Source organism: Pseudomonas sp. S04 (assembly GCF_009834545.1).
GTDB lineage: Bacteria > Pseudomonadota > Gammaproteobacteria > Pseudomonadales > Pseudomonadaceae > Aquipseudomonas.
This window is the reverse complement of record NZ_CP019427.1, coordinates 2,426,185-2,440,953: the sequence shown is the minus strand read 5'-3', so window position 1 is coordinate 2,440,953 and position 14,769 is coordinate 2,426,185. Positions and strand designations below refer to the sequence as shown.

Annotated in this window: 14 protein-coding genes; 7 read left to right on the top strand and 7 right to left on the bottom strand. The window is 65.5% G+C overall.

The annotated features are described in order from the left end of the window. The first annotated feature begins 16 nt into the window (after positions 1–16). A complete protein-coding gene (locus PspS04_RS11015; RefSeq protein ID WP_159995192.1) occupies positions 17–448 on the top strand; it encodes a glycine zipper domain-containing protein in 432 nt (143 codons plus the stop codon). Positions 449–503: 55 nt separating this feature from the next. Here the strand turns inward: PspS04_RS11015 and PspS04_RS11010 are convergent, their stop codons facing one another. After that, positions 504–1,703, bottom strand: a complete 1,200-nt coding sequence (locus tag PspS04_RS11010) for a benzoate/H(+) symporter BenE family transporter (RefSeq protein WP_159995190.1) — start codon at positions 1,701–1,703, stop codon at positions 504–506. 150 nt (positions 1,704–1,853) lie between these two features. On the opposite strand from PspS04_RS11010, the gene pdxR reads away from it, so the two are divergent. Beyond that, complete coding sequence (pdxR, locus tag PspS04_RS11005; RefSeq protein WP_159995188.1) at positions 1,854–3,350, top strand: MocR-like pyridoxine biosynthesis transcription factor PdxR; 1,497 nt, start codon at positions 1,854–1,856, stop codon at positions 3,348–3,350. 18 nt (positions 3,351–3,368) lie between these two features. Here pdxR and PspS04_RS11000 read toward each other — a convergent pair whose 3' ends face one another. The 5 genes from PspS04_RS11000 to PspS04_RS10980 form a co-directional block, all read right to left on the bottom strand. Next, positions 3,369–4,433 (bottom strand): 2,3-butanediol dehydrogenase, encoded by a 1,065-nt coding sequence (locus PspS04_RS11000; RefSeq protein WP_237235009.1) that lies wholly within the window; start codon positions 4,431–4,433, stop codon positions 3,369–3,371. A gap of 90 nt (positions 4,434–4,523) precedes the next feature. Then, positions 4,524–5,636 carry an acetoin dehydrogenase dihydrolipoyllysine-residue acetyltransferase subunit gene (locus PspS04_RS10995; RefSeq protein WP_159995186.1) on the bottom strand — a complete coding sequence of 371 codons (1,113 nt, stop codon included), beginning with the start codon at positions 5,634–5,636 and terminating at the stop codon, positions 4,524–4,526. Further along, positions 5,633–6,652, bottom strand: a complete 1,020-nt coding sequence (locus PspS04_RS10990) for an alpha-ketoacid dehydrogenase subunit beta (protein WP_095170159.1) — start codon at positions 6,650–6,652, stop codon at positions 5,633–5,635. The genes PspS04_RS10995 and PspS04_RS10990 overlap by 4 nt, the downstream gene beginning before the upstream one ends. Positions 6,653–6,686: 34 nt before the next feature. Then, positions 6,687–7,664, bottom strand: a complete 978-nt coding sequence (locus PspS04_RS10985; RefSeq protein ID WP_159995184.1) for a thiamine pyrophosphate-dependent dehydrogenase E1 component subunit alpha — start codon at positions 7,662–7,664, stop codon at positions 6,687–6,689. 2 nt (positions 7,665–7,666) lie between these two features. Next, positions 7,667–8,743 (bottom strand): ATP-NAD kinase family protein, encoded by a 1,077-nt coding sequence (locus PspS04_RS10980; RefSeq protein ID WP_159995182.1) that lies wholly within the window; start codon positions 8,741–8,743, stop codon positions 7,667–7,669. Positions 8,744–9,076: 333 nt separating this feature from the next. Between PspS04_RS10980 and PspS04_RS10975 the strand changes: the two genes are divergently transcribed. The 3 genes from PspS04_RS10975 (at position 9,077) to PspS04_RS10965 (ending at position 12,368) form a co-directional block, all read left to right on the top strand. Beyond that, positions 9,077–10,969, top strand: a complete 1,893-nt coding sequence (locus tag PspS04_RS10975) for a sigma-54-dependent Fis family transcriptional regulator (protein WP_095170156.1) — start codon at positions 9,077–9,079, stop codon at positions 10,967–10,969. A 249-nt stretch (positions 10,970–11,218) separates the two neighbouring features. Next, on the top strand, positions 11,219–11,938 hold the full coding sequence (locus PspS04_RS10970; RefSeq protein ID WP_159995180.1) for an SDR family NAD(P)-dependent oxidoreductase: 720 nt from the start codon (positions 11,219–11,221) through the stop codon (positions 11,936–11,938). A 1-nt stretch (position 11,939) separates the two neighbouring features. Continuing rightward, positions 11,940–12,368 carry an N-acetyltransferase gene (locus tag PspS04_RS10965; protein ID WP_159995178.1) on the top strand — a complete coding sequence of 143 codons (429 nt, stop codon included), beginning with the start codon at positions 11,940–11,942 and terminating at the stop codon, positions 12,366–12,368. A gap of 13 nt (positions 12,369–12,381) precedes the next feature. On the opposite strand, the gene PspS04_RS10960 is transcribed toward PspS04_RS10965, so the two are convergent. Next, positions 12,382–13,005, bottom strand: coding sequence for a helix-turn-helix domain-containing protein (locus PspS04_RS10960; protein ID WP_095170153.1), 624 nt, complete (start codon positions 13,003–13,005; stop codon positions 12,382–12,384). Between the two features lie 186 nt (positions 13,006–13,191). Here PspS04_RS10960 and PspS04_RS10955 point away from each other — a divergent pair, with 186 nt between their 5' ends. Both PspS04_RS10955 and PspS04_RS10950 read left to right on the top strand, forming a co-directional pair. Continuing rightward, the gene (locus PspS04_RS10955; RefSeq protein ID WP_159995176.1) at positions 13,192–14,328 is read left to right on the top strand and encodes an NAD(P)/FAD-dependent oxidoreductase; all 1,137 of its coding nucleotides are present in this window, start codon (positions 13,192–13,194) and stop codon (positions 14,326–14,328) included. Positions 14,329–14,358: 30 nt separating this feature from the next. Then, entirely contained in the window at positions 14,359–14,739 is a 381-nt protein-coding gene (locus tag PspS04_RS10950; RefSeq protein ID WP_159995174.1) for a RidA family protein, read from the top strand. Positions 14,740–14,769: the final 30 nt, after the last annotated feature.

Here is a 14,769-nt window from a genome sequence, read left to right as displayed (position 1 = left end):
ACGGAAGACCCCCATCATGCGAATGATCCTGTCTACTCTTGCTCTAGGCATTCTGATCACCCAAAGCGCCATGGCTGCCGGAGATGGCACTGCTGCCGTCGGCGGCGGGATAGGTGGTGCGCTGGGTAACGTCCTCGGCCAACAGATCGGCGGCAGCACTGGCGCGGCGATTGGCGCGGGTGTTGGCGGTGCTGCGGGCGGTGCCATCGCCGCCCCCAAAGGCAACAAGAATGAAGCCGCGATTGGTGGCGGCCTCGGCGCAGCCGGTGGCTCGGTGATCGGCAACCAGTTGGGCGGCTCCACCGGCTCGACCATCGGCGCCGGCCTTGGCGGTGCCGCGGGCGGCGCGGTCGGCAACAACCTGGCCGATGACGACGATCATCACAGCTCTGGCGGCAACAGCCATAAGCACAAACACAAGAACAAGCACAAAAACAAAAACCACTGATTGGTCGCCTTGAGGGAGCTGCCTTGCGGCAGCTCCCACGGTCACACCGCAACCTTTACCCGCGCTTCACCCGCACCCCGGCATGGATCAAGCCATGCATCGCCAGCCCCACCAACAACCCCCAGAATGCCCCGCCCAGCCCGAGCAGGGTGACATTGGCCGCGGTCGCCAAAAAGGTGATCAACGCCGTTTCCCGTCCTCGCACATCACTCACCGCCGTCGCCAGGCTGCCCCCTATTGCCCCCAGCAAGGCCAGGCCGGCCAACGTGCTGATAAAGGTGGCTGGCAGGACCACGAACAAGGTGGCCAGGGTAGTGCCGAATACCCCCACCAGCACATAGAACAGCCCGCAGGCGAGGCCGGCGATGTAGCGTTTGCCGGGCTCTTCGTGGGACTCCGGGCCGGTGCAGATAGCAGCCGTGATCGCCGCCACGTTGAACGCATGGGAGCCGAACGGCGCCATCAGCAATGACCCCAGCCCCGTCACCGTGATAATCGGGTTGGCGCTGGTGGTGAAACCGTCGTTGCGCAGCACCAGCATGCCCGGCATGTATTGCCCGGTGAGGGTGATCAGAAACAGCGGCAAGGCGACGCTGAGCAGCGCGTTGACGGAAAACTCAGGCGTGGTCCAGACCGGCGCTGCCAGGCTCAACTCGACACGGTCGAAACTGACCTGGCCCATCCCCAGCAGTAGCGCGATGCCGATCAGCAGCACGCCGACTATTGCGTAGCGGGCGGTGAAACGACGTAGTACGCCGTAGCTGACAATCAGCACGCCCACCAGCAGCGGATCGACACTCGCGCTACCAAACGCGCCCATACCGAAACGCAACAGAATGCCCGCCAGCAGGCCTGCGGCAATCCCCGGCGGAATCAGCCTGACCAGCCGCTCGAAGTAGCCCGACAACCCCAGTATCACGAAACCAGCGGCCGATAGCAGGTAGGCTCCGATGACTTCGGCAAAAGGCGTGTGGGGCAGCACCGTGATCAGAAAGGCCGCACCGGGGGTCGACCAGGCTGTGATGATCGGCTCGCGGTAGCGGTAGCTCAACCAGGCCCCGGTCAAGCCGACCCCGATCGAGATCGACCAGATCCACGAGGCGGTCAACTCAGGACTGAGTCCGGCGGCCGTGGCGCCCTGGAATACCAGGATGAAAGTGCCGCCGTAATTGACGATCACCGAGATCAGGGCCGCCACGATCGGGTGCAGCAGATCGCTGGACTTCAGGGGTAAGGCAACAGCGCTGTGGTTCATCCGTGATTGACCTTCAAACGTGCGCGCCACCAGGCCTGGCCTGGGGAGCTGGGCTAACAGTGGCGCCAGTATCGGGACAAAATGGACTGTTTGAAATATCCACTTCCAGCAGATAAATTAGACCACTTTCCCTTTGGCTGTCCCTTGCCCATGAAGACCCGCGCGACCGCTTACCCGGTCTGGAACGCCTTTGTCCCCAGCCCCGACAGCCCGCTGACATTGCGCGAACAACTGCTGCGGTTTTTCCGCAAGGGGGTCGCCGACGGTACCTTGAAGCCCGGCATCCGCCTGCCCGCCTCGCGCCTGCTGGCGCAGGAGTTGGGGGTGTCGCGCATGACCGTGACCGGGGTCTACGAGCAACTGCTGGCCGAGGGGTTCTGCGAGGCACGGCAAGGGGCCGGCACCTATGTCGCGAGCCGGATCAACGCCCGGCCACCGCCCTCGCCCACCGCGCCGCCGGGGTTACTGGGCGGCTCCTTGCGCGCCCGGCAACTGGCCGGGCCGGACTCCATGTCGCTGGGGCATCCCGACTGGCCGCTGACCCCCGGCCTTCCCGCCCTGGATGCCTTTCCCTATGCCCTGTGGGGCCGACTCGAAGGGCGATTCTGGCGTGGCCGGCTGCCGACTCACTCGTCCTACGGCGATCCCCAGGGCTCGCTGCCCTTGCGCCAGGCCCTGGCGGAGTATCTGGGAGTGGCCCGTGGCGTGGTCTGCACGGCCGAGCAGATCATCATCACCCCCGGCGCCCAGGCCGCGGTCTCGATCGCCGCGCTCGCCCTCACCGACCGTGGCGAGCGGGCCTGGGTCGAAAACCCCGGCTACGATGCGACGTACCGCAGCCTGATCCTCGCCGGGCTGGAAACCGTCGGCGTGCCGGTGGATGCCGAGGGCCTGGACGTGCAGGCCGGCCGCCTCCTGGCCCCCGATGCCCGGCTGGCACTGGTGTCGCCCTCGCACCAATACCCCACCGGCGTGACCATGAGCCTGGCCCGGCGCCTGGCCCTGCTGCAATGGGCAGACCAAGCCAATGCGCTGATCCTCGAAGACGACTACGACAGCGAGTTCCGCTATGACTGTGGACCGACCCCTGCGCTCAAGGCACTGGATGGCCACAACGGCCGGGTGATTTATGTGGGCACCTTGAGCAAGCTGTTGATCCCCGGCCTACGCCTGGGGTTCCTGGTGGCGCCAGAGGGCTTGGTGGATGTCCTGCAACGGGTGCGCAACGGCAGCGGGCATCGGGTGCCTAAGTCATTGCAGGCGACGGCCGCCGACTTCATTGGCAACGGCCACCTGGGCAGTCATATTCGCCGCGCCAAGGCACTCTATAGCGAGCGCCGCGCCGCCTTGCTCGCAGCCCTCGACAGCCACGCCGATGGCCTGCTTTCAGTGGCGACGGCGGCCACCGGCTTGCACCTGCTGGCGTACTTGCCTGAAGGCTGTGACGACCAGGCGCTGACCCTGGCCGCACGCCGCCGACAGATCGGCGCGGGGTCCTTGTCGAGCCTGTGGGTGACGCGCCCGAGCGCGGCGCGCCATGGACTCCTGCTGGGTTTTGGCAACACCGCGGCAGACGCCATGCCGGCAGCGGTGCGCAGCCTGTGCCAACTGATTGAGGCCCAGCTCGCCGGGCGGTCCCTCGATTAAGCGCCCGCCCGGGGGGTTTTAGATACGGCTGGGTGAGACGATGATCTTGACGTTGTGCTCCTTGTTGTTGACCAGCTCCTCGAAACCCTGGCCGACGATCTGCTCCAACTGGATGCGCCCAGTCACCAGCGGCGTGATGTCCAGGCGGCCGTCGGCGATAAAGGCGATCACGTCGGCGAACTCGCCGTTGTAGGCCAGCGCGCCAAGCACCTGCTTCTCGGTGGCTACCAGCTCGAAAAAGTTGAATTCGCTGGGCTCCTCGAAGATGCCCACCAACACGCACTTGCCAGCCTTGCGGATCAGGTCGATGGCCAGCTTGGCCGTGTGCTTGTTGCCGATGCATTCGAAACTGACATCGGCCCCCAGGCCCCCGGTCAGGCGCCGGACCTCGGCCAGGGCATCACACTCCTGGGGATCGAGCACATGACTGGCGCCCACCTCCAGCGCCTTGGCCTTGCGCGCTCCGGACATTTCCAGGGCGATCACCTGTGCCGCTCCGGCGGCCTTGGCACACATGATGGTGCACAGGCCGATGGTCCCGGCACCGACCACCACCACGTTCTGCCCCAGCAGGCTGCCGGCCTTTTTCACCGCGTGCATGCCCACGGCCAAGGGCTCGATAAGCGCCCCGGCTTCGGCGGGAAAGTTGGCCGGCAGCTTGTACAGCAGGTTGGCCGGCACGTTGACCAGTTCGGCAAAGGCACCGTTGTTCATCAGGCCGGTGAAAGCCAGGTTCTCGCAGATGTTGTACATCCCGTGGGTGCAGTAGTAACAGGTGCCGCAATGCTGGCAGGCATCGGCGGCCACCGGTTCGCCAACACTGAAGCCCTCGACCCCGGCGCCGATTTCGACGATCTCGCCACAGAACTCGTGACCGAGGATGCACTGGCCCTTGATCCCGGTCAGCGGATGCGGCGCGTCCACCGGGATGAACACCGGCCCGGCCACATACTCGTGCAGGTCGGAACCACAGATGCCGCACCACTCGACGCGGATCTGCACCCAACCGGCGGGAGGCGCCACGGGCAACGGTACGTCTTCGACCCGGATATCGTGGCGGCCATGCCAGACGGCGGCGCGCATGCTGCGGGGCGGGTTATTGATCAGGCTCATGGTGAAATCTCCTTGAAAACAAAGGCTGCCGGTGACCGTCGCGGGTCACCGGGAGCGCGTTCAGTGGCTCTGCACGAAGTCCAGGAGCAAGCAGTTGACCTGCTCCGCCGCTTCCATCTGCACCATGTGCGCCTGGCCCGGCAGGATCTCGATCTGGGCTGCCAGGCCTTGGCTATGGGCCGCCGGAATGATCGCGTCGTCGCTGCCCCAGATCACCAACACCGGGTGCCGGGCGTCCTGCACCACGGCACGCAGGTCGACCTGTTGCCGACCCGCGTGAAACAGCGTGGCCGCCAGTTGCCGCAGCGCATCGTCGACCCCTTCCAGGCGCTTGTACTTGAGCATGTCTTCGAGCATCTGCCGGTTGACCAGCTCGGCGTTGGAGAACAGTTGCACCAGCGGCGCCTTGAGGGCATTGCGGTTGCCTGCTTCGATGAAGCCTTGCAGGTAGTCGCCGTTGATTTGCGGGCCCAGGCCGGCGCTGCCGATCAGGCTCAGCGAGCGCACCCGCTGGGGCGCCAGGCGCGCCGCATTCAAGGACACCGCGCCGCCCATGGAATGGCCCACCAAGTGCACCTGGGCGATATCCAGGTGATCGAGCAAGGCCAGCAGCACGCCGCTCAACTCATCCAGGTCGCCGCGTTGCAGTTGCTTGCTCGACTCGCCATGGCCGGGCAGATCCAGGGCGATCACCCGGCGTTCGGCCGCCAGGGCCTGGTGGTTGAACAGCCAGTTGTTCAGGTCGCCACCAAAGCCGTGCACCAGCACCAATGGGATACCGCCTGTGCCGCGCTCGAAGTAGCGGATCACCCGGCCATCGAGCTCGACCTTCTGCGGTTTCGGTCCCAGGTCTTCCTCGGCGCCGGCACCCGGCACGAACGCCGCCTGGAACTGCTCGACCACGGCATCGATCTCGGCCTCGCTGGCGTCGCCCTCGACCACAATCCCGAGCAAGGCACCGACGGCCAGGGTTTCGTCCTGGCGGGCGACCTGGCGTCGCAGCACCCCGGAAAACGGCGCCTCGACGCTGCTGGAGATCTTGTCGGTCTCCACGTCCAGCACTTCGTCGCCCTTGTTGATGGCTTGCCCCGGCTCCTTGAGCCAGGCATCCACCCGGCCTTCGGTCATCGACAGGCCCCACTTGGGCATGGTCAGGGTATGGATCTGGCTCATGAACGCTTGCTCCACTCAATCAGCTTGAGCACGGCGTTCTCGATCTTCGCCGCGTCAGGGATGTAGAGGTCTTCCAGGGCATCGGAAAACGGCACCGGGGTGTGCGGCGCGGTGACCATTTCAATCGGCGCCTTGAGTGCGCCGAAGGCCTTTTGCGCCACCAGCGCCGAGATGTCGGTGGCCATCGAGCAGCGCGGGTTGGCTTCGTCGATCACCACCAGGCGCCCGGTCTTCTCGACGCTTTCGAGGATGCTGTCTTCGTCCAGCGGGCTGGTGGTGCGCAGGTCGATCACCTCGCAGTCGATACCGCGCCCGGCCAGGCTGCGGGCCGCGTCCATCGCGGTGTTGACGGTGCGCCCGTAGGACACCAGGGTCACGTCCTTGCCATCGCGCAGGAAGTTGGCCTCGCCAAACGGGATCGTGTAGAGCTCTTCCGGCACGTCGCCCTGCATGCTGTAGAGCAATTTGTGCTCGCAGAAAATCACCGGGTCGTTGTCGCGAATGGCCTGGATCAGCAAGCCCTTGGCGTCGTAGGGGGACGAGGGGCAGACCACTTTCAGGCCCGGGATGTGGGTCCACAGGGAGGTGAGCATTTGCGAGTGCTGGGCAGCGGCGCGCAGCCCGGCGCCGACCATGGTGCGAATCACCAGCGGCGTGGCGGCCTTGCCGCCGAACATGTAGCGAAATTTGGCGGCCTGGTTGAGGATCTGATCGAGGCAGCAACCGGCGAAGTCGACGAACATCAACTCACACACCGGACGCACGCCACAGGTCGCCGCCCCCACCGCCGCGCCGACATACCCCAGTTCCGACAACGGGGTGTCGAGCACCCGCCCGGGAAACTGGTGATAGAGGCCCTTGGTCACGCCCAGTACGCCGCCCCAGGCATCGTTTTCGCCAGGGGCACCGGCACCGCCGGCCACGTCCTCACCCATGATGAACACGCTGGGATCGCGGCGCATTTCCTGGGCCAGGGCTTCGTTGATTGCCTGCTGATAACTGATTTTTCTCGCCATGATGAAAGTCTCGATTCTTGTTATAGGGGGGCGTTCAGGGATAGGAGACGTAGACGTCGGTCAGCAGGTCGGCCGCGCTCGGCTTGGGGTCGGACTTGGCCTTGCGCACGGCGTTCTCGATCAACGACTCGACCTCCTGGTCGATGCGGTCCAGTTGGCTGGCCTCAAGCAAGCCGGCGCGGGTGGTGCGCTCGCGAAACTGCATCAGGCAGTCGTTGTGCTCACGGAAATGCTTGACCTCGTCCGGCGCCCGATAGGTCTGGGCATCACCTTCGAAGTGTCCGTAGTAGCGGGTCAGCTTGACCTCGATCAGCGACGGCCCCTCCCCGGCCCGGGCCCGCTCCACGGCGGCGCCGGCGGCTTCGTGGACGGCAAAGAAGTCGAACCCATCCACCGTGACCCCGGGCATGCCGAAACCGGCGGCGCGGTCGGCGATATGGTCGCAGGCCACCGACCAGTTGGAGGCAGTGGCCTCGGCGTAGCCGTTGTTCTCGGCAATGAACAGGCACGGCAGGTTCCACACCGAGGCCATGTTCATCGCTTCGAACACCGCCCCTTCGTTGGAGCCGCCGTCGCCGAAGAACACCACCGCAACGCTGTCGGTGCCCTTGAGCCGGGCGGCCAGCGCCGCGCCGACCACCAGCGGTGCACCGGCCCCGACGATGCCGTTGGCGCCGAGCATGCCCTTCTCGAAGTCGGCGATGTGCATGGAGCCGCCCTTGCCCTGGCAGACCCCGGTTTTCTTGCCGTAGATCTCGGCCATCATCCCGTACACATCAACGCCCTTGGCGATGCAGTGACCGTGGCCACGGTGGTTGGAGGCAATGCAATCGTCATCGCCCAGGTGGGCCATGACCCCGGCGGCCGACGCTTCCTCGCCGGCGTACAGGTGGACAAAACCGGGAATCTCGCCGGTGGCGAATTCCACGTGCAGGCGCTCTTCGAAGGCGCGGATGGTGCGCATCACCTGGTAGGCATGCAGCAATTTTTCAGCAGTCAGCGGTGTCGACATTTTTATTCTCCAGGAGTGTCTTGGGACTGAAGGTTCACGGGGTGTTGCGGGTGTTCGCGACCGATGGCCAACAGGCGCTCTTGCGCGACATAGGCCAGGGCCGCATGCACATCGATGCTCAGCGGGCCGTCGGCATCGAGGGTGACGGTGGGTCGGTCGTGGACGTTGAATTCGATCTCGCGCTCGCCGTCCAGGGCCAGGGTCCCGCTGGCGAGCGCCAGGCCATGGGCGACGCCGGGTTCCAGGCTGCCGGCCGCCAGCACGCCGCAGCCTTGCAGCAGCCCGGGCGCCAGCGGCACCAGCAGGGCCTCCGGGGATTGGCCATCGAGGCGCATCCAGGCCCCGCCCGGCGCCTGCCGCGACACCGGCAACCAGAGCCCGCAGAGGGCCGACAGGCCGATCGATTGCGGCTCGGCAAAAGTCACGAAGACTTGTGCCAGGTCCGCGGCTCGGCTAATGGCCCGGGCGCCGACGAAGGGCAACGAGGACACCGCGACATCCACCAGGGCGATCTCGCACAGGCCCCGGTTCGGCTCCCGCACCACCAGCCGCTTGTTGCGACGCAGGGCGATGGCCGGGGGAATCCGTCCGCTGGCGTACAAGCCACCGGCCAGGCCGGCACTGGTGGCTTCGCGCAGTTCCGGGAAAGCGTTGTTGGTGCCGGTGGACAGGGTCAGCATGGGGATGTCGCCGATCTCGCCGGCCACCGCCTTGTGGGTGCCGTCGCCACCGAGCACGGCGATCAGGCTGACGCCGCGCTCGGCCATCAGGCGCGCGGCCTGGCGGGTGTCGGCGACGCTCTGGCGCAAGGTGATGTCGAGAAACTCCAGCGCCGGCCAGTGGCTCTCGCGGGCCTGGCGGCTGTGGCTGTTTTTCTGGACGGCGGCGGCGATACCGGTCATGTCGGTGGGCAGCAGCACCCGCTCGATGCCGGTGGCCCCAAAGGCGGCGAGCAGGCGCTGGATCACCGAGACCTTGTCGGTGCTGGAAAACAGCCCGGCATTGGCGGTCAGGCGGCGCACGTCACGCCCGGACGCCGGGTTGGCGATGATTCCCACGGTCAACGGCGGGCGGCTCATGGCGCGCTCCGGGACAGCTCAGGCACAAAGCCGCAATGGCAGGACATAAGGCACCTCGAATTATTGTTGTCAGGCTTGCCAGGGCTAGAGCAAGCCTGGTGCCAGTTTTCCAATAACCGCCGGAGAAGCCCGTTGCAGAGGCTTTTCATCCGCCTGATCGCAACGCCGGGCCAGGCCCGGTTGAGACGTCGGATGTCAGGTTGCACGGGGTGGCACCGAGACCGTGAGACGTCGCGTCTCACGCGCAGCCGTGCTCCCCCTGGCGCTTGTCTGCAGGCATTGATCGGCGCTTAATGGCCGCACAACGACAAGAAGCTGGAACCGGAGGCCTGAATGCTTTCCGTACACTCGAAGGCGCACGTGGATTGCGTCAGCCGGGTCTTGAAGAACGCTGCCCATTTGCCGCAGTTGCCTGTTCCCGACCTGATCCTCGACTCCTGGCGCCGCTCCATGGAGCAACACCATCTGGACCCCGGCTCGCTGCAGGGGCCACGGATCCTTTCGCACAACGTGCTGCAGGAATGCCGTGAGCGCTCGGAGCTGTTCTTGCGCATCGCCAGCGAAGAAGTCGCCCGCCTCCACGGCCGCGTGCGGGATGCCGACTACTGCGTGCTGCTCACCGATGCCCAGGGCCAGACCATCGACTACCGGGTCGAAAGCACGATCCGCAACGATTGCCAGAAAGCCGGCCTGTACCTGGGTACCTGCTGGTCGGAGGGCGAAGAAGGCACCTGCGGCGTGGCCGCGGTACTCACCGCCCGCACCCCGGTGACGGTGCACAAGCGCGACCACTTTCGGGCGGCCTTTATCGGCCTCACCTGCTCCGCGGCACCGGTGTTCGACCCTCAGGGTGAGTTGCTCGGGGTACTTGATGTATCGGCCGTGCGCTCGCCGGACGAGCGTCGTTCCCAGCACCTGATCCGGCAGATGGTGGTGCAGAGCGCGCGGGAAATCGAACAAGCGTTTTTCATGAACAGCGTCCAGGGCTACTGGGTGCTGCGCGCGCACCGCAGCCCGGGGTACGTCGACAGCCAGCCCGATTACCTGCTGGCCTGGGACGACGACGGTCGCCTGCAAGCGCTCAACCCGGCGGCGCGCCAATGGCTGCTGCACGGCTTTGGCCGGCTGCCGGAACACATCGGCCAAGTGTTCGATCAAGCACAGCTGCAGGCCGCCCGCGACGAATCGCTGTGCCTGTTGCACCACCAGGCGGGCACCCAGGCCTTGCACGGACGCCTGAGCGCGCCCCGCCGCAGCAACCGCAGCCGCCAGCGCCTGGTGTTGAGCCCGGCCGAACTGGACCCACGCCTGGCCGAGAGCCTGCGCCTGGCGGTACGGGTCAAGGACCGCAACCTGCCGGTGCTGATCCAGGGTGAGACCGGCTCGGGCAAGGAAGTCTTCGCCCGCCAATTGCACCAGGCCAGCCAACGCCGGGAGCAACCCTTCGTCGCGATCAACTGTGCGGCCATCCCGGAAAGCCTGATTGAGAGCGAGTTGTTCGGCTACGTCGCCGGGGCCTTTACCGGGGCCTCGCACAAGGGCATGCCCGGCCTGCTGCAACAGGCCGACGGCGGCACGCTGTTCCTCGACGAGATCGGCGACATGCCCCTGGCACTGCAGACCCGCCTGCTGCGGGTGCTGGCGGAAGGCGAAGTGGCCCCCCTGGGCGCTTCACGGCGCAAGGCGGTGGACCTGCAGGTGATCTGCGCCAGTCACCGTGACCTGGAAAGCCTGGTGGCCGCCGGCGAGTTCCGCGAGGACCTGTACTTTCGCCTGGGGGGCGCGCGTTTCCAGTTGCCCCCGCTGCGCGAACGCAGTGACCGCCTGGCCTTGATCAACCGGATCCTCGCTGAAGAGTCGAGCCACTGCGCTACTACCCTGCAACTGGGCAGCGCCGCCCTGGAGTGCCTGCTCGGCTATCGCTGGCCAGGCAATGTCCGGCAGTTGCGCCACGTGCTGCGCTACGCCTGCGCGGTGTGCGAAGGGCCGCTGATCCAGCCCGGCCACCTGCCCGAACCCCTGCACAGCCAGGGCCTGCTCGGCCCGGTGCTCGAGGATGCCCGGGAGCTCGAGCCCAGCCCGCAACGCCAGGCCCTGATCGACGCCCTGATCCGTCACCGCTGGAAACCCACAGCCACCGCCAAGGCCCTCGGCATCTCCCGGGCAACCCTGTACCGCCGGGTGCACCAGCATGGCATCGAGATGCCGGGGAGAAGCCCAGCCTGAATCCCGCATACAGCGTTCAAACCTGTGGGAGCGAGCTTGCTCGCGATGGCGGTGTGTCAGGCGACATTGATGTTGAATCTACTGGCCCCATCGCGAGCAAGCTCGCTCCTACAGGGGGGGTGGCGGCTTGCAGATTTTGCATGCCCCAGACACCTGGTCATATCTGGAAACATCCGGTCAATTGCCAATACCCCCCACCTCTGTTTGCATCCGCGCTCAATTCTGTCAGTCGGGTCAAGGAGACAATCGATGAAAACCCTGGTGGTCGGTGCTAGCAAAGGATTGGGCAGAGCCTTGATCGAGGGCCTGGGGGAGCCCGGGGACACGCTGATCGGGGTTTCCCGCAGCCGCCCGGAAAACCTGCTGCCCCTCGCTGGAGTGCAGGTGCGCTGGCTGGAAGCCAACCTCGGCGAACCGGCCGAGGCAGCCCGGGTCATCGAGCAGGCGGTGGCTGCCGACGGCCTCGACACCCTGGTCTACAACCTGGGCATCTGGGAAGAGCGCGCGTTTGATCCGGCCTACAGCTTCCTTGCCGATGACGACCAGCAACTGCAAGCCATCGTCAGTTGCAACATCACCGCGCCTATCCTGCTGATCAAACGCCTGCTGCCGCTGCTGCTGAAAAGCCCAACCCCACGGATCATCCTCACCGGCTCGACCTCCGGCCTGGCACAAAGTGGTCGTCCGGAAGTAGCCTTCGGCGCCTCCAAGTTTGCCCTGCACGGGATCGCCGATGCACTGCGCGAAGGCTACCGTCAGCAACGCCTGGCGGTCACCTGCCTGAACCTGGGCTACTTGAACACCGACGACCCGCTCAGCACGCCCCGCGAGTTGGCCGAGCAGCGTGGCGAAGGCCAGTTGATTCCGGTCCACGACGTGGTGCAGGTAGTGCGCATGGTGCTGAGCCTGTCCGCAGCCAGCTACGTCAAAGACATTACCCTGCCGGCCCTGCTGGATGAGCGCTTCTGAAATGATCAGGATCAGTACCCCGCAGGACACCGACGCGGTCCTGGATATCTGGCTGTCAGCTTCTATCCAGGCCCACGATTTTATCGACGCCTCGTTCTGGTTATCCCAGGTCGACGCCATGCGCACGCTGTACCTGCCAGCCTCAGAGGTCTACGTGTTCGAGCGTTACGGTGGGGTAGTCGGCTTCCATGCGCTGCACGGTGACAATTTGGCCGCCCTGTTTGTGGCGCCGGCATTGCAAGGCCAGGGCATTGGCAGCCAGTTGCTCGCCCATGCGAAAAACCAGAGAGCCGTGCTGAACCTGTCGGTTTACCAGGAGAACCAGGCGAGTTGTCGGTTCTATCTGGCCCAGGGCTTCGTCGTGGTCAGCGAGCAGACGGACGCACACACCGGCCACCGCGAATACAGCATGCGTAGCGGCGGCCAATAACCGCCAGGCAGGCTCAGCGCTCCGACATCACCACCATCACTTCGGCATCCGCCCCGTCGTCGCTTTGCGCCAGGTAGATATGACCAATGGCGCTATTGAAATAGGCAGTTTCGCGGCAGCCGATGCTGATGGACTCGCCGGTTTCGAACTGGATGCGCACCCGCCCGCTGAGCACCAGGGCGAACTCTTGCCCGGGGTGGCGGATGTAGTCGTCGAACTGGGTCAGTTCCCGGGCAAAGATCCGCGCGTACATCGGCGTCATGCTGCGCCCGGGGAAATCGCCGGCCATCGGGTGGTAGTCGTAGTTGCCGGTGCTGTAGCCCGCGGCACTGTCGATGGCCGTGCTGACCACTGTCGGTTGCACCAGGTCCGTACGGTCCTTGGCCGGGCTGAACAACTGGGCAATGTCGACGCTCAGGGCACGCGCCGCCGCCGCAAGTTTTTCGTAGCTCACCGAGACTTGGGCCAACTCCATTTTCGACAGGGTCGACAAGGCCACGCCTGAACGTTCGGACAATTGCTTGAGGGTCAACTTCTGGAGTTTGCGGATCGCCCGCAGGCGTGCGCCAACCTGGGCTCGGTCAATCAGCGGATGGGCCTGGGTATTGGAGGCGAGCGGTGGGCGGCTGGAACTCATGCAGTCTCTCTGTCATACCAATTTTCAGGCCCTGGGGAGCCGGGCCGGATGCGTGGCGCGATATTACCTCAAGGCAATGGCTTGACTGGCAAATTCTCATATCTTACATTTCTCTTATGTGAGAATTTATCCAGCCGGTGCGGGCGTCGTCATTTCTCCCCCCACCCACCACGGAGGTCCTTGGGCATGCACGACAGCGATTGTTTCGATTTCGTCATCATCGGCGGCGGTATTGCAGGGGCCTCCCTGGCCTATCGCCTGGCGGGACAGGCCAGTGTGCTGGTCCTGGAACGCGAGTCGCAGCCCGGCTATCACGCCACCGGCCGCTCCGCCGCAATGTTCATGGAAGCCTACGGCACCCCGCAGATCCAGGCGCTGACCCGTGCCAGCCGGGCGTTCTACGAACAACCACCAGCAGGGTTTACGGAACATCCGTTGCTGGAACCCCGGGGCTGCCTGTACATCGCCAGCCCGCAACAACAGCCCCTGCTCGAACAAACCTATGCCAGCCTGCGCAGCTGCGCGGCCAATGTGTCCTTGATCGACGCCGAGCAAGCCCTGGCCCTGGTGCCGTGCCTGCGGGCCGAGGCAATCGGCGGGGCGATCCTCGAAACCGATGCCCGAGACCTCGATGTGCACGCCCTGCACCAGGGTTTTCTGCGGGCCATGCGCCGCGCCGGCGGTGAACTGATGTGTGATGCCGAACTGTGTGCAGCCAATCGAGAAGGCGATGCCTGGGCCCTGACCCTGGCCGACGGCCGTCAAGTGCGTGGGCGAACCCTGGTCAACGCGGCCGGCGCCTGGGCTGACCAGGTGGCGCAGCAGTGCGGTGTGGCCCCGATTGGCCTGCAGCCGTGCCGGCGCAGCGCCTTTACCTTCGACGGCCCCACAGACACCGACTTCTCCCGCTGGCCCGCGGTGATCGGCATCGACGAGAGTTTCTACTTCAAGCCCGATGCCGGCCAGTTGCTGGGCTCGCCGGCCAACGCCGACCCCGTACACGCCCAGGACGTGATGCCCGAAGAGCTGGACATCGCCACCGGGATCTATCACATCGAAGCCGCCACCTCTTTGCAGATTCGTCGCCCGCGCCACAGCTGGGCCGGCTTGCGCTCCTTCGTGGCCGACGGCGACCTGGTGGTCGGCTGGGACGATCAATGCGCAGGCTTCTTCTGGCTGGCGGCCCAGGGCGGCTATGGCATCCAGTCCGCGGCAGCGGTCTCGCAACTGGCCTGCGCCCTGCTGCTGGATCAACCCTTGCCCGACCACCTGCACCAGCAAGGCGTCGATCCCCTGCGCCTGGCGCCGGCGCGCTTGCGTTAATCACTCACCCAACAACCGAGGTTCCGTGCCATGTCCAACATTCTCCAGCGCTACCCCAGCACCCTGCCCTACCCCTTCTCCAAGGCGATCCGGGTTGGCGATTTACTGTTCCTTTCCGGGCAGATCCCGATGACCGCCGAAGGTCAAGTGGTGCGCGGCGATATCGCCACGCAAACCGCCGCCGTGATGACCCGCATCGGCGAAACCCTGGCCGAATGCGGCGTGGGCTTCGACCAGGTGGTCAAGGCCACGGTCTGGCTGTCGGACATGCAGCATTTCGCCGGTTTCAACCAGGAGTACCAGCGTCACTTCAGCAACGGCTTCCCGGTGCGCTCCACCGTCAGCGCCGGCCTGGCGCTCGGCGTCGACGTGGAAATCGAAGTCCAGGCCTGGGTCGGCGCAACCGCCTGAACCACCCCGGCCAAGCAGCAGTGCAATACC

Bases quoted from the DNA above. Each gene is read 5' to 3' on its own strand.
- PspS04_RS10985 (WP_159995184.1), bottom strand. From the start codon at position 7,664: ATGTCGACACCGCTGACTGCTGAAAAATTGCTGCATGCCTACCAGGTG.
- pdxR (WP_159995188.1), top strand. From the start codon at position 1,854: ATGAAGACCCGCGCGACCGCTTACCCGGTCTGGAACGCCTTTGTCCCC.
- PspS04_RS10995 (WP_159995186.1), bottom strand. From the start codon at position 5,636: ATGAGCCAGATCCATACCCTGACCATGCCCAAGTGGGGCCTGTCGATG.
- PspS04_RS10980 (WP_159995182.1), bottom strand. From the start codon at position 8,743: ATGAGCCGCCCGCCGTTGACCGTGGGAATCATCGCCAACCCGGCGTCC.
- PspS04_RS11000 (WP_237235009.1), bottom strand. From the start codon at position 4,433: ATGCGCGCCGCCGTCTGGCATGGCCGCCACGATATCCGGGTCGAAGAC.
- PspS04_RS11015 (WP_159995192.1), top strand. From the start codon at position 17: ATGCGAATGATCCTGTCTACTCTTGCTCTAGGCATTCTGATCACCCAA.
- PspS04_RS10990 (WP_095170159.1), bottom strand. From the start codon at position 6,652: ATGGCGAGAAAAATCAGTTATCAGCAGGCAATCAACGAAGCCCTGGCC.
- PspS04_RS10955 (WP_159995176.1), top strand. From the start codon at position 13,192: ATGCACGACAGCGATTGTTTCGATTTCGTCATCATCGGCGGCGGTATT.
- PspS04_RS10970 (WP_159995180.1), top strand. From the start codon at position 11,219: ATGAAAACCCTGGTGGTCGGTGCTAGCAAAGGATTGGGCAGAGCCTTG.
- PspS04_RS10975 (WP_095170156.1), top strand. From the start codon at position 9,077: ATGCTTTCCGTACACTCGAAGGCGCACGTGGATTGCGTCAGCCGGGTC.
- PspS04_RS11010 (WP_159995190.1), bottom strand. From the start codon at position 1,703: ATGAACCACAGCGCTGTTGCCTTACCCCTGAAGTCCAGCGATCTGCTG.
- PspS04_RS10965 (WP_159995178.1), top strand. From the start codon at position 11,940: ATGATCAGGATCAGTACCCCGCAGGACACCGACGCGGTCCTGGATATC.
- PspS04_RS10950 (WP_159995174.1), top strand. From the start codon at position 14,359: ATGTCCAACATTCTCCAGCGCTACCCCAGCACCCTGCCCTACCCCTTC.
- PspS04_RS10960 (WP_095170153.1), bottom strand. From the start codon at position 13,005: ATGAGTTCCAGCCGCCCACCGCTCGCCTCCAATACCCAGGCCCATCCG.